This window comes from Algoriphagus chordae (assembly GCF_003254055.1).
GTDB classification, from domain to species: domain Bacteria; phylum Bacteroidota; class Bacteroidia; order Cytophagales; family Cyclobacteriaceae; genus Algoriphagus; species Algoriphagus chordae.
Genome location: NZ_QKZT01000003.1, coordinates 188,868 through 209,994, shown reverse-complemented (window position 1 = coordinate 209,994; position 21,127 = coordinate 188,868). Strand labels below are relative to the sequence as shown.

Below are 21,127 nucleotides of genomic sequence, written 5' to 3'. Positions count from 1 at the left end.
TGACTCCCATGACTGTTGCTGGGGTAATCGTCAGGTCAGCTTTCAATTCTAGAGTAGTGAAATTCGCTCCCGAGATCGTAGCAGTCACTTCCTGAGTTCCTACATCCGTTCTAGAATTATCGGTATAAGTAACAGCTGTTCCCACTGGAAGCGTGCCTGTAATAGCCAGAGACTTGGCAGTGCCGTCATAGACAAAGCTATCATCTGTAAAGGTGACCCCAATGACTGTTGCTGGGGTAATCGTCAGGTCAGCTTTCAATTCTAGAGTAGTGAAATTCGTTCCCGAGATCGTAGCGGTCACTTCGTGAGTTCCTACATCCGCTCTAGAATTGTCGGTATAAGCGACAGCTGTTCCCACTGGAAGTGTGCCCGTTATAGCCAGGGATTTGGCTGTGCCGTCATAGACAAAACTATCATCAGTGAAAGTGACTCCTGTGATAGTGGCAAGTTTGATCTCAAAATCAGCTGGAATAAAATTGATTGAATAGTTTTGCCCAGCATCCAAGTCCCCAGCTGTAATTGCATAGTTGCCTACATTTTCACCTGCTGCTCTACTTAGTGAACCTGTCAAAATTGTCTCATCATCTGCCCCCTCAAATCCCGAAGCTTTATAGGTGAATACTGGATCAAGTGCTCCCAAAAGTTTTGATTGTCCTGGATCTGCTGTTATAGTCAAAACATTTGGAACCACCACAACTGTCACCTCGACTACTGTGGATGCAAAATTTCCAAAAGAATCATAAATATTGTAGGTCACATTATTAAGCCCTGCATCCGCTGCTGTAAATATTGTCTTGCTTAAAGCCCAAGTTGCAATTCCACAATTATCAGTTGATCCATCATCTATCATCGTTGAACTTAGATTTACAGACCCAAATGCATCCACATTTAGAGTAATATTTTTCGCATTAATAACTGGATCAATATTATCCTGAATCTCAATGTAGGTTTCAGCAAAGTCAGAATTACCTGCTTCATCTGTTGCAATAACTCTAACAACATTATAACCAACATTTGCGCAATCATAAGTTGATTTACTCAGTGCTATAACAATATTTCCTACAGCAGAGAAATTGTCTGATGGAAGTCCAAGTAGGAAATCATTAACATTTAAGGTTGGAGTTTTACCATTTTCATCCAATTGATAAACAAGCAAATTCTTTATTATTACTATTGGGGCGTATGTATCAATCGTCAAACCCAAAGAAGCTGAACTTGCACTGCTATTCCCAGCCACATCGTTAGCTGTTACTGTGATATCGTGCTTATTTACAGACAAATTAGTCACAGTAGTGTATGACCATTGTCCGCTAGCATTTACTGAAGTAGTCCCTAATTCCCCATCAATTGTACTACTGATGACAACTGTGCTTCCAGCCTCAGCAAGACCTTCTATAGTAGGAGTCACTTCATTGGTAATATTATCGGAATCACTGATTCCCGAATCATCTCCTGATAGCAAATCAGGAACACTTGGAATTGGTGGAGCCTGGGTGTCAATTTCAATTTGCAGTGAAGCTGAAGCAATACTTGAATTACCAGCATTATCGGTCGATACAGCAGTAATTTCGTGACCACCATCGGCAACTGGAATTCCAGGTGTAAATGACCAATTTCCAGAACCGTCCGCAGTTACTGCACCCAATGTTCCATTAACATTACTTTGAAGAGATACTAATGAATTTGGTTCTGCAGTGCCTATAAAAGTCGGAGTATTGTCCGAGGTTATATTATCTGTATTACTTGATCCTGTATCAGTAGAGGCACTTAAATCAGGGGTACTTGGTGCAGCAGGTGCCACAGCATCTATTAATACAGCAGCTGTAGACCCCACACTGTTCAAGTTCAAACTTGCGTCTACAGTAGAAGAATTTTGGATACTTCCCCCTTTCAATGTAATAATTGCTCCTACAGAGATTCCATCCGTATCCAAATCCCCTTGCTGAACGGTATACCTGAACAACAATGCAGAAGATCCAGAACCCGAAACGTATTCAGCTTCATAAACTGTGCTTCCTAAAGTTAATTCAAAGCTAGGAACACCACTTATTATTACTGGTTCTGAATAGTTAACAGTAAAATCAAGGTTCTGAGTCGCTGAATAAGTGCCATTGGCAGGTACTGAAACCGAGCTGACCGAAGGCAATTCCTGAACATCAATATTGATCGTTCCCAAATTAACTGGCAAGCCTCCTCCTGTACCTGTATTTCCATTATCATTTGCCGAAACATTAAGTGTCGCAGCATTATCTCCTGTGGCTCCTGGTGCATTGGTGTAAAGAATGTTGGAAGGAGTGTTCAGGAAGGCTCCAATTGCAGCTGCAGTCCCTACCAGATCCATTGCTCCTGGAATGGGGAAGCTTACCGCGACATCTGCTGTACTTGTTGCAGACAATGTTCCTCCTGAAACTAAGAAAGATAACAAGACATTGCCTGATCCGGAGTCTACATCTCCAAAAATTGCTGTGGAAAGGTCAATATTGCTTGCAACACCATCTTGAACAGAAATATCATTTGGTAAACCTATTAATGTGGGGTCGTCGTTCGTAGGAATCACTCTAATATTAAAAGTAAGCACGTTTGATACCGCTGCATCGTCATCCTCCACAGTAATCGTTATGCTTCTATTAATATTGGCATCACCTTCGGTAGGGTCGTCTGTTGTATTTTCAAAAGTCAAGGAGGCCAGTGTAGCGATCATATCTTCTATACTTCCAGATCCAGAAATCGTGGTTACATCTCCCGCTGTAGAAACGGCATATGGTCCAGGAGTACCAACAGAAATCATATCACCTGTAGCTGGAATTGTATTGGTTATGGTTGCTTTTGAGATAGTTTCATCAGTTGGAGAAGACACATTGTCACCATCAGACAATAAAACAGTTCCCAAATCAGTAGCTGAACTTCCTTCATTGTAATCTTTATTGCCAGTAATTGTCCCGAAGTTTGGAGAATCATTTATTGCCTGAATATCAAAAGTTACAGTTGCTATATTCGAGTCAACAGAACCATCATTTGTCACGAAAGATATTATCCCGGCATTTGTTCCAAACAGATCCAATGCTGGTGTAAATGTCGCTGCATCCAATGCCGTATTGATCGCTGCCAAAGTACCTGATGCGGTGAAATTCGCAGAACCATTCCCTGAACCACCAAATGTGATTCCTGTCGTACCAAGAGTAACCGTTCCTCCCGTAATCGTGAATGTAACTGTTTGGTCATCTCCCTCATTATCAGCTACCTGAATATCATCTGCAAGAGCGACTGTAATATCTTCCATAACCACAGGAGCTGAAGGAGGAGTAGCTACCGGAGCTGTATTGATTCTTTTTTGGACATTAGTAGTGGCTGGCAATCCCCTATTATTGGATGCATCGGTCAATGATACAGTAAGGTTAACTGTCCCAACTCCAAGTCCACTTAGATTTATCCCTGTAGTTTGATCTGTAGCAGTCAAGATAGTACCTGTACCAGTCACTGGTGTTCCTCCACCAGAACTTGTAAATGTATATTCGTAAGTAGTCCCAATCTCAGCAGCTGCAAAGGTAAAGCTCACCGCATTCTCATTATCTTGAGTAATTGGGTCTTGATCAATTGAAACAGTATAGCCACTTGGAGCTACATCATCCGCACAAAATTCAAAATTATCAATGTTTATATATTGGAAGGAGCCTCCTAAAGTTATTTCTAGTTGATCGATGGATAGCAAAGAATTATCTGTCCCTCCCTCAGTTCTCAAATCTAAAATATAGTAACCAGAATTCGCTGAGAAGTCTGTGGGGAATCCCGAATCTTTGGAAATCGTATAAACAATATTGCCTGCTTTTTTTCCAGTTAGGGTAATGCTTCCATCGTTAGTAGGACTACTTCCGTCTGCAATTGAAGACAGGTACAAAGCAATCCTTCTCAAGTTAATCTCACCAGAGTTGGAGGTTAATATATAAGGACCAACCCCTGTATTATTTAGAACATTCCTTGAACCATTAATTCCGCTTACAGGAATCTCGGTATGTACTTCCATATTGCCGGTAATCACAAAATCGAAACCTCCGTAGCTAAAGCCTTTAGATCCGACAGTTTCATCCTCAAAGTCTTCTACCAAACATGGACTGACATTATGGATTTGCCCAGTAGTAAAAGCTGCCGTTCCTATAACATCATTTTCATTGGCGATGTCTGTTCCCGCTTTTAGATCCAGTTGAAGAGTCCCTTCTCCAGAAATCCCAGAAATAGGAACAGAATAAGTAGCATTACTGCCCGTAACCGTGCCTATCGTTCCAGCTGCTGTTCCGGTTGTAGTCAGGATAAAATCATCTGCAGAGACATTTTTAGCTAGTTTAGAGAAACTAATCTGGTATTGAACAGAGGTGACATTACTTAAAGGCGCCCCTACAAGGTTTATCCCTGTCACTACAGCAGGATCAGCATCACCTACTACGAACGGCGCTCCATACGTGATTTCGTCTAGTATTAAATACAAATCCGTACCCTTAATCAATATAGAATCCACATCATAAAAATCCGGGTCACTAGCGTATGATTTGACTCCAGATGAAGAGCTGTTAAAAATCAGTGGTTTAGCTGCCCCAACTTGAAATCCCCCTTTAAATGCATTAATAGTGCCTGAAGTAGAAGTGCCAGCTCCTCTATGTTGAAGCCAAATACTTAAAAATTGAAACGAAGAATTATCTGCTTTGGAAATTTTCCAACCTACTATCCCATTAACTTCAAAATTATCATCATCCAAACCAGGAGTGCCATCTTTGCCATCATTAAAATCTATCCCAATACATACTGTACATATACTCGTGCTTTTTATTACTTCAAATTCCAATTCACCTTCAGTGTGAGGGTTTGATAAACCTTGGTTCTCCGTATAACTATTAAAGTTAACTGTGGTTTGAGCCAGCGCACAAAATGAACTCAGTATAAACAACAGTAGAAAAAATATTGATTTGATTACTGGGCGTTTCATCATGAATTAGTTTAAGTAAAAGTACCGACTCCAAAAGGAGTCGGTTAAAAAAAAGAACTCAGCTCCTGGAAGGGTATATCCCCTCCATACATATAATATAACTAGTAGCCTCGTATGGATTCAGCAAGGGCAGTAGTTGACTGCCACCCGTAGAACCAATCGCATTAGTTGTTCCCATATTGGCATGCCCTGCCTCAGTATAACTTGAGGTAGGAACAGCAGCCCCACCACGCTCTATAGTTACATTTGACTGGGCAAGGAATCCACCTTGAGGGTTATTTGTTGAACCAGGATTGGAACTTACGTTTAGGTTATGCGTATGACTGGGCAGATTAGATGCTTGCAGAGTAGTTGACTCCGCTCCACCCTTAGCCCCAAGACGAATTGGACTCAAACCAGGGCCAGAACCTGCTCCAATAGGAACTCTACCTCTTAGGTCTGGTAGGGCAAAAGTAGTTCTTCCGTCTCCACCATAAATGGTCCCCAGTATTGAAAATAATGCCTGGTTTACATTGACTGACAATAATTGTCCTTCGCAAAATGCCCATCCTCTGGGTGCAAAATTTCCAGCGAATAATTTGATTACTCCTATCATTTCTTCCATGTCTCTGTCGATTAGCTTCTTGAAGGGAATATTCCCTGTACACAAATAATATAATTCAGTCCTAGGAAAGGATTCCTGATCTGAACTGGAATATTTCCACCAGTAGAAACTATGGCAGTAGCTGCCAACTGCCCATTGGGAGTAGATCCATAGCAATTTATAGGTATAGGAGAACCTCCTCTTTCAACTACTACTTCGGAAGCAGCAATTACATTTCCAACTGGGCTATTTGTAGTGCCAGGTGCAGAGCTCGTCATCATAGTATGAGTATGACTCGGCAGATTAGCAACAGATATTGAAATCTGCTCCGCTCCAGCCTTTTCTCCGAGTTTCACCTCAGTTAGCCCAGGGCCTCGGCCTTGACCTACTGCAGATCTACCATTCAAATCCGGCAAGGCAAAAGTGGTTCTACCATCTCCTCCGTAAGTTGTACCCAAAAGTGAAAATAAGGCAGAGTTCTGAGCAATAGGCAACAGCTGTCCTTGGCATAGCATATAGCCCCTTGGAGCAAAATTCCCTGCAAAAAGCTTGATTGAAGCTAATAAATCGTCCATGATAAAATTGTTTTAGTTGAAGTTGAAATAAATAAGTAAAATATAATCCTTACCCTGATTGGGCGTAATAAAAACTTAGTCGTATCCTCACTGATTCAAAGTCTAATAAAAGACAGTAAAATGAAGGTTCTTCTCAGTCCTTGGACACATCTCCCAAAGAGTAAGTTTGAAAAAAGCATTAATTCTTGCTAATGAGAAAAGCCCAGCTGGGATAGCTCTTTTCAATTAAAAACTGCTAATAAATTCCTCTTGAAATATCATATATCAATTGGAAAATAATAATTCGAAAAACTATAGTTGGTTAGAAACCCGAAATAAAAACTTGATCAAACAAATTTATATACACACAAATTAGAGATTTATATCGTTGATACAATGGATGTTAATAAAAATACGTATTAATACGTATGCCCTTTTCACAACTGGGAAGGTTTTAGTATAGCATTTTGAATACTCTAAAAATCGGGATAGAAAATTTTTTCGTATTCTTAAAAAATATCAAGCGCCCTCCCATTATCTCCATTTCCTCTGCAAAGCCTATGGGAAAGAAATCAGAATAATTCCCTAAAATTGCCTGCCTAAAACCAAACGCTTGTAAACTACATCCAATGGCTTACCAAACCGATCAGCATTACCAAAACATAGATTTCACTCTTGAGGGATTTCAAGCAATTGAATACGAACAATGTAGCTTTGAACAGTGCAAATTTTCAGGTTTATCTATCCGTGGGGCAAGTTTTGATAATTGCAGCTTCAAAAATTGTGATCTCTCCAATCTCAAAGTGCAGGATGTTTCCTTCCGACAAGTAACTTTTGATTCTTGCAAAATGCTGGGAATTCATTTTCATACTTCCAACCCATTTCTGTTGGAATTTACCTTTAAGAACTGTCAAATGGCTTACTGCAGTTTTTACAATCTCAAACTAAAAAAGACCAAGTTCCTTGCGAGCAAATTGACAGAGGTGGATTTTACACAGGCATATTTATCAGGATCAGATTTCCAGCATTCTGACCTAAGTGGAGCCACTTTTGACAGAACAGAGCTCCTAAGCGCTGATTTCAGAAACGCATCTAATTATGCAATTGACCCAGAGCTCAACAGAATCAAAGCCGCCAAGTTTGATTTGGATGGCTTGCCTGGCCTACTAGGTAAATACAAAATAAAAATCGGCTGAGGACAAAATAGACACCTATTAACAGCTTAGCTATTAATTCATCTTCAATTTCTCTTTTTAAAAGAATATAGGTAAGGAGCCTTATGAGAACCTCCTAAAAAGAGCTTTTCATGCCTCTCCAAAATATTGAGTCCTAACATTTTTCGCTGGAAATTGGCTCTGTTTTGCGTTTCACCCAAGATAGCATCATATACCTGCTTGAGTTCTTTCATAGTGAAACGCTCAGGAAGGAGATTGAAACTGAGGAGCTTCTGATCCAAATTAGTACGCAAATGATCCAATGCCTTTTGCACAATTTCATTGTGATCCATCATTAATTGTGGGACTTGATCAAAATCGTACCACTCAATAGAATCTGACAATTCATCAGGCATGGGAACAACATTCTCGTAATTGATCAATGCATAATATCCCACAGTGATGAACCGACCTAGCAACCAATGATTTTCTAAAAAATGGCCTTGTTCTGCCAGAATACTACGCATAACGCTTGGATTGAAACGGTCCATTGAGCCAAATGTATGAAACTGTTCCAAGTAGATTTCATCTAATCCCGTTCGCTCAGAAAGGCCTCGCTTCACCGCCTCATCAAGCGGTTCATTTACTTTCACAAAACCTCCTGGCAAGGCAAAAGTTTTAATGTTGTGGTATTCCAAGATCAAAATCTTGAGCTTCTCTCCCGAAAAACCAAAAATAACCGAATCGTAAGAAATGTTGGGAAGATATTCTTCTTTTGCTAGATGCATGCGCAAAACTATGAAATACTAGTTTAAGAAATAGGTTTTCCAAAAATAAGCATTTACTATTGTTTCCCAAAGAAACAATAAATTCAAGCCATGAAATCTACTTTACACTTAGTCGGTCTTTTTTCGTTGGTACTTCTTTTTGGGTTTTCAATCTCTCTGAAAGCCCAAAGCAACAACTCATTCGAAGTGCAAACAAAAATCAAAAATGGAATGATCGCAGGATCTTACGACGTCAAAACAAGCATTCAAAAGTATTTTGGAATTCCCTTCGCAAAACCACCAATAGGTGAGCTCCGTTGGAAAGCCCCACAAGCTTTAGACAATTGGACCGGAGTGAAGAATACCAAGAAATTCGGACCAAGAGCTGTTCAAGCAGATGTTTTCGGTGATATGGACTTCAAGTCAGACGGCATTAGTGAGGATTGTCTTTACCTGAATGTATGGACTCCTGCAGATCGGAACACAAAGGATTTACCTGTATTAGTATATTTCTATGGTGGCGGATTTGTCGCTGGAGATGGCTCCGAGCCTCGCTACAATGGTGAAGCTATGGCTCAAAAAGGGATCGTGGTAGTCACTGTCAATTACCGATTGGCAGTATTTGGCTTTCTAGCTCATCCGGATCTTAGCGCTGAAGCACCTTATAATGCCTCTGGGAATTATGGTCTGATGGATCAGCATGCTTCCTTAGAATGGGTGAAGGAAAACATCGCAGCTTTCGGTGGCGATCCTGACAAAGTAACTATTGCTGGTGAATCTGCGGGTTCGATCTCGGTAAGTTATCAAATGGCCTCTCCCCTTTCCAAAGATCTAATCGCAGGAGCAATCGGTGAAAGTGGTGCTGGTATCAACCCGACTTTGGCTCCTACACCACTCGCTGAGGCAGAGCAAATAGGAAAAGAATTTGTGACTAAGGCTGGTTATACGAGCATCGAAGAAATGCGTGCGCTACCTACCAAAGATATTTATGAGATCTACAATGAATCCAAGCGCTTTGGCTTTCCTGTAGTATTGGATGGTTATTTCTTACCAAAAACTCTACCTGAGATTTTCGAAGCCAAAGAGCAAGCAATGGTGCCACTCCTTGCCGGTTGGAACTCGGCAGAGATTCCGGGAATGGCATTTATGCAGGGACAGCCTTATACCCCAGAAGCTTTCATCGCCAAGGTGAAAGAAACTTATCCAAATGATTATGACGAAGTGCTGAGCCTTCATCCACATGCTGACGCAAAAGAAGTAGAGCGATCAGCCACCAACTTGGCTGCTGACAGATTCATCGCTTATTCTACTTGGAAGTGGCTGGATCTTCATGCTAAAAATTCAGATCAGCCTGTTTACAGATATTTGTATAGCAAACTTCGTCCTCCCCTGAAGGACGCTAACCTGAGCACTGGCCTAGCTGGTGGTACCGTAGAAGGTGGACCCAAAATGCCTGAGGCAATAGGGGCTCCACATGCTTGTGAAATAGAGTATGCTATGGGAAATCTTCCTTTAGTAGATGCCTTCGCATGGACAGCGGATGATTATACAGTGTCAAAAACCTTTATGAATTACTTTGCCAATTTCATCAAAACAGGAAATCCAAATGGTGATGGTCAGCCGGAATGGGAAGCAATGAAAGGCTCTGATTCTGAGCCTCCAGTAATGGGGATCAATACGGAAAGTAAGCTTGTCAAGGCAACAGACGATGCCAGATATAACTTCCACGACAAATCATACGGAAACAAAAAATAACACCAATCAACCAAATAGGCATAAAATGAGAGGCTTTTGGTCTCTCATTTTTTAATTAAAGTTACCTGGTGCAGTTCGTGATGACACGAACGGTGGCGTAGTGGCCCAGGCTTATCATCTTATTTGTTTATTGAATGCCGTTCGTGATGACACGAACGGCGGCTTAGAGATAACACAAGCGGTAGCTTAGAGATAACACAAACGGCGACCTAGTTATGATATCAAACGGAATCATAAGATTGGAGGGCATTCAGCAATGACAAGAACGGCTCTATAAATGGATTACCCTAGACTAAACGATGCTTGATGCTAAATCCTAGATCGGTGTTTTATAACTTACGACTAACTACCTACAACATTTCACATCCTACTTTCTACAAAGAAACAACCTCCTAGTCCTGCCTCCCAGCCACCACCATCTTAATGGTATTATAATCGTATTTGCCTTCAAAATGAATCCGAAGTGCTTGCAAATTCTTAATGTTTTCGACTTGAGAATTGATCTCCGAAATCACCTCAATAGGCAAACAATCTTCTAACTCAACTCGGCCTTCTTGGATTCCTTTGGCCAAGTGTCCTTTGATGGTAGACTCTGCCAACCCTCGAGCCACTACAATGTCGCCTATGCTTTTCCCCTCATTTATCATCCTAAAAGTAATCTCATAGGTCTCCCCTACTTTCCGCTTCAGATTCGCTTTTCCTGTCTTTTTCCTACCTGATTTGTTAGAGGCAAATTTAGGGTTATCAGCTGCTGCTTCCTTGGCTGCTTCTGCCAATCGAAGTCGAAGATTAATTTTCTCCTGCTCCAAATCTTTCATTTTTCCCGGTATCTCGCCCTCCATAATCGAAGAGATCAGACTGCTAACCTTACTAATATCCCCATACTTTTTGAGCAAGCTCACCTCCAATTCCTCCAAACCATTTGCATAGGTTTTTGTTCTGGAAAATCGCTCCACCTCCGCACGGTGGATGAGGATTTTCTCCAGCCCTTCCTTCAAAAAATTCTTAAAATAGGAGGCTCCTTTGTCCAAGCGCTCCATCAATTTCTCTTTATCATCTTGTTGCAAGAGAAAGCGAAGTTGATTGCTGAATTTCCCTGCTGTCCCTACTTCATTCCTGATCAAAGCAGCAATTTCCCCCACGGCTTTTTGCATCTCAGGATCTTCAAATTCCAGGGAGCTATCATTCTTGCGCTGGAAATAGCTGATCTCCTGCAGTAAGCCTGACAAGTCGAAGGTTTCACCAGATAATAAAGAAAGGTACCGCTGCTGATATGCCCCTAGCAACTCATCAAGTTTCGAATGCTTTTTGGCACTCTCCACAAAGGTCTGAACCTGAGAATCTGACTGCAAGCCAGAGTTTTGGATTCTAGTCCTCAGCACCAATCCATCCAAACTTCTCAATCGGCTCAAAGCCACATATACTTGCCCCGGAGCAAATGCATTACCCACATCTATGATAGCCTGATCGAAGGTCAAACCCTGACTTTTGTGTACCGTGACGGCCCAGGCGGTCTTGATAGGATACTGGCTAAACGTTCCGATGACTTCTTCTTCCAGCTCTTTAGTCTCAGGATTTATGATGTATTTTTTATTCTCCCAGAGTTCTTTTCGCAGCTGATAGGTAAACCTTGTGCCTTCTAGTAAAACCTTGATAGAATCATCTTCCAACTCCTCCACAGTAGCAAGTTTGCCATTGAAGTAATCCTGGTTTCCAGAAGAATCATTTTTGATAAACATCACCTGTGCTCCTACTCGAAGCTCTAAGGATTGCGGCAGTGGGTAGATATTTTCAGGGAAATCATTTTCTATATCCGCCTCATAAAATTTCGACTCGCCTTTTAGCGCAATCAATCGATCCCGATTGATCTGATCAGCTTTATAGTTGTGCGTAGTGATCGTAATACAATCTTTAATTTGTGCTATCTCATCCTGGGTTTTGTAATGCTTATTCAGAATTGTGATATCCTCAGAAGTCACCTTATTCTCCCTGAGATGATTGAGCACCTGGATAAATTCTTCATCCTGCTGACGGAAAATCTTGTCCAACTCCAAGTAAACCAAGCCTGAATCCTGCAGAACTCTTGCTTCGAAAAAATGCATACTTGGGTAAAACTTACTAAGCACCTGCCATTCATTATCTCGGACAATAGGTGGAAGTTGGAAAAGATCACCAATCATCAATACCTGTACGCCTCCAAAGGGCGTATTGAAATTTCGTTTGACAGATCTGAGTCTATAATCAATAGCATCCAGCACATCCGCCCGAAGCATACTCACCTCATCGATCACAAGCAATTCTATGGATTTGAGCACATTCTTTCTGATCGCATTCAGCGGATGCTTACGTACCAAGGTGTGCTGTGTGAAGCAACCATATTGATCAGAGAAATTTCCCTCAGGCTCATTGACAGGCAAGAAAAAACCAAGTGGAAATAAGAATTGCGAATGTATCGTGACTCCACCAGCATTCAGCGCAGCGATACCTGTAGGCGCTACGATCACATGGTTTTTGTGTGTTTGCAAGGCTAGACTTTTCAGAAAAGTGGTTTTGCCTGTCCCTGCTTTTCCCGTCAAAAAAATCGGCGCCCCGGTATTGTTGACAAATTTTGCGGCCAGCTCTAGCTTGTCAGTACTTTGATTTTCCATTTGGCGAAACTACTATTTTTAAAAATGAATAAAATGGAGTCCGAATCCTTAAACTCTCTCCCTATCTCTAATTTCACTTTTTTAATCCTAAATCTCAAACTAATCTCATCTATATAAGAACAAAGGTATGTTTTGTGAACAGTCAGTATCATCGATAAAAAGAACATTTTTCTATAATTCATCTGCGGATTTCCTTACCCAGATCGTCCTTTTCCAACACATAAAAATTCTTAAATAAAAGCTATATCCGCTCCAAAAGGTATTCCCAACCGCATGGCACGGACTTGGTTTATTAATAGACAGAACTCTATTCACTAAACCAAATAACCATGAACACCCAATATCATTTTCCAATAAGTAGCTCTACAGCTGCGAATTGTACCGTAAAAACAATTAGAGATGAAGCAGTAGGAACTATCAGTGACATCATGCTCGACACCGAAACTGGCGAGGTCGCTTACGTGGTACTATCTGTGGACACAGGATTTCTAAATCTAGGGAGCAAACTCCTGGCACTACCATGGGCGGCATTTGATTTTCACGGTCACCGACGTGATGTAATCATTGTAAATGTCGATAAGGAAAAGCTAGAGAATGCACCTGGATTTGACAGTGAAGAATGGCCTGTGGGACCTCAGCATGAATTTATCAATGACGTACATACCTATTATGGATTTGAAAGAAGAAGAGCGCTAATTGAATAGGCGTGGCGCTTGGACTCTAATTAGGCTCTCCAATTTTGGGGAGCCTTTTTTATAACCACAAAGACAAAGTGGGAAGCTAGGGTCAGGGAGTACATTTTTGAAATATTATACTTAGCCTAGAAAATAAAGAGGTTCAAATGACATAACTTTCTAAGTCCCTCAAATAAAAATCATCTTCTCTTCCCATCATCTGATGGATCTTGCTCGCCGAGAATAAGCTGCATTAAATCTCCCGGAGCGATCTCTAGCATTCCTTCTCGCAAGGATTCCCAAATTAGATTGAAAGTTCCGCGATAGATATTACGTTGAGTTTGAAAAGTTGCCGTTTTGTAATTATTATTTTCAGGGAGATTATTACTGGAAATGAGGATGTTAGAAAGTGTAGACATTAACTTTTTCTTATTATCATCTTCATCCCGAAGCTCCAACTTCAAATCCCTATAATGGAATTTCATGTAATTTGACGCATACTGAGGATTGGCATCCATGGTGATTTCTAGCTTTTCCATCGTACCTGAATTAATATTCACAGAAACTAAGTCTCCGAGAATACCATTGAGTGATGGCAGGCTAAAAGGGTCCACGCTAGCTTCCAAATGAAATTGCTCTGTAGTTCCATCTTTCCCGTAGGGCACAGTCACGTCCATCCGCATGGGCGCAAATCCATTCAAAACCGCTTCTCCATGGATTAGCATTTCACCAGATTGCAGAGAATCTATGGAAACCACATGTGTAATTTCGGCTGAAAGCTGCTTAAAATTCAGGCTACCAGGCTCTGTTTTGCCTTCTGAAATTTGCGAATAAGTGATTTTCGAATTTGAAACTCGAATAGTATCCAGTTCCAATGGAAAAGGGATTTGTTCGACCATTCCTTCAAACATCGGCTTCTCAGGTTCATAAGGCCGAGGCTTATTTTTATTTCGCACATCATGCAGATCCAAACTATCAAGAGTCATCAATCCAGCTACGATCGACCAATTGCCATAAATATTACTTTTGGCATTGATCTGTTCTATGCGCATATGTTTCAGGTCTATTTCAATAATATCTTTCTGTACATCCAATCTGTGCGAGGCCTCAATATTAGAATCAGTATAATTCAAATGAAGATCAAAGAAATCAAAGGCTCCCTCCTTAGAATCATATTCCATCGAGCCTAGAGTGAAAGTTTGTTCGCTGTTAATATTGACTTGAAGGTTTTTCAAACTCGTCTTTATGCTCTCCAATTTGAATGGAATAGCATAATTAATCCGTACAGAATCAGTTTCAAGGTTTTTTGCAGAAATATAGAACTCCTCAAAACTTCCAAATTTCCTTACGGAATCAGATTGATTGTAAAAATCCCCTGCGCCATTATTCAAGGTGAAATTGTGAATCACTCCTCTGGACACCAAATCACCAAACAGTCCTTGAAAAGCCTTGGACATATCTGCAGGTTTCTTGGAAATGGAGTCATTTCTAATCAAAATGAATTGGGGTTCCTGCAGTCTCAATTCCCCTACCTCAGCGACACTCCCAAAAGCAAAACCCAAAATATTCACTCCTCCAAGTTTCAGAGATTTCATAGTTCCGGTGATCGTGGTTGCCATTCCTTCTTTCAAGGGATGAAGTGAAATCTCCTCTAATTCGATACTACTGCTAAAAAGCTGAATATTAACATCTTTGAATTCAATATTATAAGCACGATCCTCTTTGCCATTGATGCGATCTGGCATAGTTTTCACCAACCATTTTTCGAACAAAAATACCGAGACAATGCCCAGCAAAACCAGAATACCTAAAGCCCAGAGGAATTTTTTCAAGCGATTATTATTTAAAACTAAATGAGTAAAGAGTGGATGAATCTAAGGGGTGAAATATCGTGGATTGTTGTCAAAAAGATACTAATAAATCTCAAGTAAATTAATTATCCACTGGCTTCAACTAGATTTTCCTATGGTAGCACAAATCAACCATAAAAATAAAAAGAGCTAGCAGTAAACTCAATTTGATTCTCATGAACCTTTAAATTCATTATCTTCCGCTTTGAATCAAACACTTTTCACACCATCTCCCAGAGATATTAATTCTGACGTAGAAATACCTAGCATCGAGTTAATCAATCCAACATGAAAATATCACTAATTGTTACAATCATATTTTTTCTTTGTTTATCCTGGTCTGCCAATGCGCAAGAAGAATATCCTGAATTCAAGGTCTTGACCTACAATATTTATCATGGAGAAAGCCCAACTAACCCTGGGAGGCCTAACATAGATGAGATCGCCGAGCTGATCATATTGATGCAGCCAGAAGTAGTAGCGCTTCAGGAAATGGACAGCATGACTACTCGTCTCGCTACGGTATATGGTGAAAAGATCAACTGGGTGGCTGAGCTTGCCAAAAAAACTGGTTACAGAGGATATTTTGCAAAGGCAATGGATTTTGCTGAAGGAGGCTATGGAGAGGGAGTCTTGGTGAAAAAAGCCTTGAACTATCAAACCCAAGCACTTCCTAATCCCGAGGGAGGTGAGCCTAGAGCTGCTGCTTGGGTAAAAATCGAATTGAAAAACCGGCAAGAATTATACTTCGGTGCGACACACCTCTGCCACCAATTTCCAGAAAATCGACTTGCTCAACTAGAAGCCATCACATCCTACGCTGATTCTCTTCCCAAACCTGCCTTTTGGGCGGGAGATTTGAATTTCGCCCCTAGTTCTGAGGAATATAAGAGCATCAATACAAAGTGGACAGATGCTGGGTTAGAAGCCAAAGACGATTCACCCACTTTCATTTCCGAAGCAGGAAAGCGAATTGATTATGTATGGTATGATTCAGAGCATTTTGAGCTTGTGGACTACCAAGTAATAGATGTACCCTATTCCGACCACTACCCAGTATTGGTCACCCTTCGATTAATAAAACCCCTAAAATAGAATGAAAAAGACAGTATTAATTGGTATCCTTTGCCTAGCAGGCTTAGGTTTCGCTTTCAACTATGCCAATGAGGAAGCCAAAAAGCCAAAGTGGCAAACGCTTTTTAATGGCAAGGACATCGATGATTGGTCTATTAAGATCCGTACGCACGATTTGAATGATAATTTCGCCAACACTTTCAGAGTAGAAGATGGACTAATGAAAGTTCGTTACGATGGTTACGATCAATTCGACAGACAATACGGACACATTTTCTATAACGAGTCATTTTCTAACTACCTACTTCAGGTGGAATATAGATTTGTGGGAGAGCAAGCAAATGGTGGAGAAGGTTGGGCAACGCGAAATTCTGGAGCAATGCTGCATTCTCAGGACCCAAAAACCATGTTGAAGGATCAGGATTTCCCTATCTCTATTGAGGCCCAATTCCTAGGCGGAAATGGTACGGACAAACGTAGCACTTGTAATCTTTGTACCCCAGGCACAAATGTGGAAATGGATGGAAAACTAATCACTGCACACTGTGTGAATTCTACCTCCGAAACCTATCATGGCGACCAGTGGGTAACTGCCAACTTCATTGTTTTAGGTAATGGTGATGTACATCATCTCGTAGGACAAGACACTGTTTTAAGCTATTCCAAGGCACAAATAGGTGGTGGTAATGTAAACCCTGTAGATCCCAAAGTAAAAGTGGACGGTCAGATGCTTACAAGTGGATGGATCTCGCTACAGAGTGAAAGTCATCCTATTGACTTCCGAACTGTTCGACTAATAGATCTAACTGAATACATGGGAGATCAGAAGAAATTAGATCAAGTAGTAAAAGAAGGTTTAGCTTCAAAACCAGCTAAATAATAAGGATGCTTAAAAGAAGAGATTTTATTAAGGCAGTCCCTGCTTTGGGGCATTCATGGGTTTCTCTAGCCTAGCCAAAGCTGGTTCAGAAAAAATTACAGCAACTAATGATCGCAAAGTTTGGGCTGATCTTTTATACAAAATATCGCTCCCAGTTGTAGATACCATGAGTCAGGGAAAACTGACTACAGTCATGCCGGTAGAAACTCCTCCTGACGCTTATGGAGATCGTGCTTCTGTCACCTATCTGGAAATACTAGGCTATATATAAGCACAGGCTCACTTTACCTTTGCACACTTGGCTTCCTGCCATTGGGGCTTCCAGCTACACATTCCTTCTGGATAGATCCTGCTGAAGACTGGACATCCAAAAAGATCTGGATTGGAGTTGATGTTCCCCGCGATCACGCTATGTAGAAAGCAAAATCAACCACTAAAAAGCCCGCTAATCATTGATCAGCGGGCTTTTTTATGGTTTTGGAAAGGTACTAGTAGACAAAAAGCAAGCCTTCTCAGCAAAGAATCAAACTCTCAGTCCGGTATTTCCAGGCTTGTACCGATCCGTGTCTCCACGAATCCAAACATTTATCTATTTACTTCTTACCGAAAACTAAACTCGTACTCCCGTATTACCACCACCAGCTAGGGTAATGTTTACCGGTGCATTTGTTTTCCAGTTTCCTCCTGTGAAATCAGGTACATCGATAGAATTAGATCTATTGGCCACGGACCACTCAGATAGTGGAGAAACACAGCTCCAAAGTGCCGCATCATAGACATCCTGATCAAGAGGAAGTCCATTTCTCAAGCAATCGATCAATCTCCAATCCATCATAAAGTCCATGCCACCATGACCTCCTACTTGCTTCGCTAATTCACCTACTTTCTGGATAATCTCAGGAGTGTACTTGGTTTCAAGATCTTTGAATTCCTCATCTTTCAACCAACCATGTCCTCTAGACACTTTTGGTTCAGGATATTTTTGAGCAAATCCTTCAGTACCACTTACTACATGAAGTCTGGAATATGGACGAGGTGAAGATACATCATGCTGAATCATGATTGTCTTGCCCTTCTTGGTCTTAACCATTGAAGTATTCATGTTTCCACGGAATTTTTTCTCAGCGAAAGAAGCAAAGAAATTATCCTGTTCAGCCAATTTTACGGCCTCAGCATGCATGGAAAAATCATTGGAAGAAGTTGATGTCAAGAAATCCATCTGATCACCTCTATTGATATTTAGAATTTGGCAAATTGGGCCCAATCCGTGTGTGGCATATAAATTACCATCACGGTAATTTTCTTTTAGCCTCCACATATCCTGGTACCCTTCCTTACTAAAATTCAAAGAAAGCAAATCATGAATATAGGCTCCTTCTACATGAAGTACCTCACCGAAGTAACCTTCACGAGCCATTTTTAAGGTCATCAACTCAAAGAAATCATAGCAGCAATTCTCCAACTGCATACAGTGCTTCTTAGTGCGCTCAGAAGTCTCTACTAACTGCCAGCACTCATCAAGTGTCCTAGCGATAGGAACTTCACAGGCAGCGTGTTTTCCAGCTTCCATGGCATATACAGCCATCGGAGTATGCCATTCCCATGGTGTCGCGATATAAATCAAGTCTAGATCATCACGATCCATCATTTCTTTCCATGAAAAAGCATTGCCAGAATACAAATCTGGAGTATGTGGTGTATCCTTTAACTGCTCCTTTGCTTTTTCCGCTCGCTCCGGAAGCAAATCACAAAGTGCCTTAATTTCAACATTCTCTATTTTACTCAATCTATTTACAGCACCAGGCCCTCGCATTCCTAATCCTACTACCCCTACTCTGACGGTATCAATTTTGGGAGCAGCAAAACCACTCATGTTAAAGGATTGGATTCGGTTTACTCCTTTTTTCGCTTGTAAAGGAAGTGCTTCAAATTCGCTGGCAAGGGTACTGCCCGCTCCGAAAAGTCCCAAGCCTACCAAACCGGTAGATTTCAGAAACTCTCTTCTCTGGTTATTTTTCATAATGCTATTTTCAATTGATATGGCTAATTAATAAAAAAATAAAGGAAGTTTGGCCACCTTAGGCATAAAAAAACCGAAAGCTTTAAATGCTTTCGGCTATCTCTAAATATTACTCGGGTTCACCTAATTCTATTTGTCCAAGCAAGGATTACATTTTGCCAAATAGTTTAGGCGAAAAAATTAACGGTGATTTGCACTTTTTCCAGCAAACTTTTAAAGGAAGGACTGTTTGGATTCTTCGGTGCAAAAGTACGGCAACTCAGATTCGTAAAGCATGACATTCATCATATAAAAAACTGATTTTCAACAGTTAATACATCGATCCTCGGTACAATTAAAGGAAATTCCTGGCTAAAAACACCATAACTTTTGTCAAGTATATTTCGCGTTAAAGAAAACTTAGGAACAAGCGGTACTTCAAAAACTAAAAACAAGTGTAACAAATCAGTCTATTTTATTGAAGATCAGCCCCATATAGCATTGAGAAGATCCCGTATTTTAAATGTATATTGAAATAAGAAACAAATGAATCTCGACAAGATTTTTATTCTTGAGATTTCTCAGAAGTCGGTGATTATCAAATCTAGCGAAATGAAACTTTTCATATACTTACTATTTTTTTTCATGATGCCATTTTCTCTAAACGAAGTATTGGCTCAAGGAAACCTTCAAACAACCAATAACGACACCATTACTTTGGCTCAGGCTTACATGAATCTGTATTTAACAGAAACTTATTTTGACACACTTAGTAAGGAGAGAATCTCAAAAATCCTTGCCTTCGAGGAGAATGAGCTCAGCAAAATCAATGACAAATCATTTATTGAAAAAAACCACAGCCTTTACCAGTTTACCAATTCTCTGTATTTCTTAAACAGATCGAAATTACTTTCTCAACAACGAGAAGTGTACAATCGAAGCGGTTTAAGAAGATTGAAAAGTATATTTGATGAATCTATTCAAGCCTACAATTCTGCTAAAATTGATGAATACCAAACATTCGCTAATGGAAAGAACAATCTATATGAAATAATCAGCTTCGACCAAGTCTCAAATTATAGGTTATTATTTGAAATCAGGAAATTAAAGGATCAGTTCAACAGGTTATTTAATGAGGATATTTACCCAGATTTTAAAAGGATTTTCAAGAGGTCAAGCAGTCCTGAAAAAACTGATATCGACTCCCTCACCTATTTTGCAAGAATCTACGATATGCCTCTTAGTACGGCAATCCTCAGAAACAAAGCTGAGTTGGACGTCTTTCCTTTTCAAAGTTCAACTTTCATTACCCCCGAATACACCATCGATTCAAAGTTGGATTTGATTTCAAGATATTTGCAATTAAAATACCTGGCATCACCCAAAGTTCAAGTTCCACGGAATTTCAATAAAACAATTTTGTATGAGGCTTATGATGATTTCCTAGAACTTAAACTTGAAACAATTGGTGATCAATTCATAAGAGAGGAGTTAAACCCTAGGGTATGTGCGATACTGCTTGATGAGATCGAACGTAAATTCCCTCGAGACAAGAATGTAAAAGAATTGGTCCACCCCAGTGCTCCAGGAATCATGATGGAAATATCCGGCGGCAACTATAAACAATACTTCTTCCCCAACCCTGCACCATTAGCCTCAGCCGATTCCATCATAAATCAGTTTAAGCCAAGCTTGAATACCCTAAACCAGGTAGATAGGTCTTTAATGAGTGTTTTCACAACTGCAGGCTACAAAAACCAAGTTCACTATTATTATGACATGGATGGCTTTGCGCTGACTACAAGTTTGGAGAAATTCAACCTTAACGGTACTGCTGTCTCTTCCTCTAACCGCTTTATCAAAAACCTCGGTGGAAATGGGAAATTTTCCTATTATGAGATTTTCAAATCCATGTTTTTTGATGTGGAATCCGAGTACAGAATGTTTGCCTTCATCATTGCATCTCAATCAGCTACCATGAGTAATGAAGCCATGACGGCAGGTTTTGCTGAAGAAATTCTCCAAAACAGTTATGATAGGCTTCCTGCAGAATTGAGAAACGTTAGTTTGCCAACTAAGGTCCTTTCGATTTTTGTATACCACTTCCATCAAAATGACATAGGTGAAGTTCCCGAACTGGATCTCAGTGGAAAACTATCAGTACAAGATCATTTGAAAAATGCTGGATTGAGCAAGATTATTGACTAGGCAAAA

At 40.5% G+C, this 21,127-nt stretch carries 15 protein-coding genes; 8 read left to right on the top strand and 7 right to left on the bottom strand.

Annotated features, from left to right (window positions below; genetic code table 11):
* The 3 genes from LV85_RS22025 to LV85_RS04550 form a co-directional block, all read right to left on the bottom strand.
* A partial coding sequence (locus LV85_RS22025) for an Ig-like domain-containing protein (protein WP_245942146.1) occupies window positions 1-4,978 on the bottom strand: 4,978 nt, incomplete at its 3' end.
* A gap of 55 nt (window positions 4,979-5,033) precedes the next feature.
* Entirely contained in the window at window positions 5,034-5,579 is a 546-nt protein-coding gene (locus tag LV85_RS04555) for a phage tail protein (RefSeq protein WP_111317004.1), read from the bottom strand.
* 11 nt (window positions 5,580-5,590) lie between these two features.
* Complete coding sequence (locus LV85_RS04550) at window positions 5,591-6,133, bottom strand: phage tail protein (protein WP_111317003.1); 543 nt, start codon at window positions 6,131-6,133, stop codon at window positions 5,591-5,593.
* A gap of 608 nt (window positions 6,134-6,741) precedes the next feature.
* Here LV85_RS04550 and LV85_RS04545 point away from each other — a divergent pair.
* Window positions 6,742-7,308: a pentapeptide repeat-containing protein gene (locus LV85_RS04545; protein WP_111317002.1), complete on the top strand. Its 567-nt coding sequence runs from the start codon at window positions 6,742-6,744 to the stop codon at window positions 7,306-7,308.
* Window positions 7,309-7,352: 44 nt separating this feature from the next.
* Here LV85_RS04545 and LV85_RS04540 read toward each other — a convergent pair whose 3' ends face one another.
* The gene (locus LV85_RS04540) at window positions 7,353-8,054 is read right to left on the bottom strand and encodes an NUDIX hydrolase (protein WP_111317001.1); all 702 of its coding nucleotides are present in this window, start codon (window positions 8,052-8,054) and stop codon (window positions 7,353-7,355) included.
* 90 nt (window positions 8,055-8,144) lie between these two features.
* On the opposite strand from LV85_RS04540, the gene LV85_RS04535 reads away from it, so the two are divergent.
* On the top strand, window positions 8,145-9,788 hold the full coding sequence (locus LV85_RS04535; protein WP_111317000.1) for a carboxylesterase/lipase family protein: 1,644 nt from the start codon (window positions 8,145-8,147) through the stop codon (window positions 9,786-9,788).
* 392 nt (window positions 9,789-10,180) lie between these two features.
* On the opposite strand, the gene LV85_RS04530 is transcribed toward LV85_RS04535, so the two are convergent.
* Window positions 10,181-12,436, bottom strand: coding sequence for a helix-turn-helix domain-containing protein (locus LV85_RS04530; protein WP_111316999.1), 2,256 nt, complete (start codon window positions 12,434-12,436; stop codon window positions 10,181-10,183).
* A 329-nt stretch (window positions 12,437-12,765) separates the two neighbouring features.
* Between LV85_RS04530 and LV85_RS04525 the strand changes: the two genes are divergently transcribed.
* Window positions 12,766-13,140, top strand: a complete 375-nt coding sequence (locus tag LV85_RS04525) for a PRC-barrel domain-containing protein (RefSeq protein WP_111316998.1) — start codon at window positions 12,766-12,768, stop codon at window positions 13,138-13,140.
* 170 nt (window positions 13,141-13,310) lie between these two features.
* Here LV85_RS04525 and LV85_RS04520 read toward each other — a convergent pair whose 3' ends face one another.
* Window positions 13,311-14,942 carry an AsmA family protein gene (locus LV85_RS04520; protein ID WP_111316997.1) on the bottom strand — a complete coding sequence of 544 codons (1,632 nt, stop codon included), beginning with the start codon at window positions 14,940-14,942 and terminating at the stop codon, window positions 13,311-13,313.
* Window positions 14,943-15,248: 306 nt separating this feature from the next.
* Here LV85_RS04520 and LV85_RS04515 point away from each other — a divergent pair, with 306 nt between their 5' ends.
* The 4 genes from LV85_RS04515 to LV85_RS04500 are packed head-to-tail and all read left to right on the top strand — an operon-like array spanning window position 15,249 to window position 17,331.
* The gene (locus LV85_RS04515; RefSeq protein ID WP_111316996.1) at window positions 15,249-16,055 is read left to right on the top strand and encodes an endonuclease/exonuclease/phosphatase family protein; all 807 of its coding nucleotides are present in this window, start codon (window positions 15,249-15,251) and stop codon (window positions 16,053-16,055) included.
* A gap of 1 nt (window position 16,056) precedes the next feature.
* Complete coding sequence (locus tag LV85_RS04510) at window positions 16,057-16,914, top strand: 3-keto-disaccharide hydrolase (RefSeq protein ID WP_111316995.1); 858 nt, start codon at window positions 16,057-16,059, stop codon at window positions 16,912-16,914.
* Window positions 16,915-16,969: 55 nt separating this feature from the next.
* Complete coding sequence (locus LV85_RS22190; RefSeq protein ID WP_111316994.1) at window positions 16,970-17,185, top strand: hypothetical protein; 216 nt, start codon at window positions 16,970-16,972, stop codon at window positions 17,183-17,185.
* Complete coding sequence (locus LV85_RS04500; RefSeq protein ID WP_111316993.1) at window positions 17,182-17,331, top strand: DUF2264 domain-containing protein; 150 nt, start codon at window positions 17,182-17,184, stop codon at window positions 17,329-17,331. Before LV85_RS22190 ends, LV85_RS04500 begins: the two co-directional genes overlap by 4 nt.
* Before the next feature lie 193 nt (window positions 17,332-17,524).
* On the opposite strand, the gene LV85_RS04495 is transcribed toward LV85_RS04500, so the two are convergent.
* Window positions 17,525-18,934 (bottom strand): Gfo/Idh/MocA family protein, encoded by a 1,410-nt coding sequence (locus LV85_RS04495; protein ID WP_111316992.1) that lies wholly within the window; start codon window positions 18,932-18,934, stop codon window positions 17,525-17,527.
* A gap of 591 nt (window positions 18,935-19,525) precedes the next feature.
* Between LV85_RS04495 and LV85_RS04490 the strand changes: the two genes are divergently transcribed.
* A complete protein-coding gene (locus tag LV85_RS04490) occupies window positions 19,526-21,121 on the top strand; it encodes a hypothetical protein (RefSeq protein ID WP_146260430.1) in 1,596 nt (531 codons plus the stop codon).
* The last annotated feature ends 6 nt before the right edge of the window (window positions 21,122-21,127 follow it).